Raw genomic sequence first — 283 nt, forward strand, 5'->3', positions numbered from 1 at the left:
CAAGGTAATGATCGTGACGATCTCCGCCTCCGGCTTCTACGATCTTGAGGTAGTTTTTACCTTCAGGATCCTCAACAAGACCTTCTTCTGCGCCGTGAATATAATCAATGATCTCAAGTTTTACCGGCTGCCCGTTATAGTCTGTATTGAAAGTATGTTCATTGGAAGCTCCAGGAGCCAGGAGCACCGCTTCTTCAACGACCCTTCTTCGGGGTTGCCCGTCGATCTCCCCATCGATAAAGGTGGTCAAAAATGTCTTTTCTGAAAGGAATGTATTTTCTGT

Annotated in this window: 1 protein-coding gene; it reads right to left on the reverse strand. The window is 46.3% G+C overall.

All coding sequences use genetic code 11. The features are described 5' to 3' along the window. The coding region (locus HC175_RS23515; RefSeq protein WP_209310239.1) for a hypothetical protein at positions 1-250 on the reverse strand (250 nt) is incomplete at its 3' end. Positions 251-283: the final 33 nt, after the last annotated feature.

It is taken from the genome of Salinimicrobium oceani (assembly GCF_012037645.1).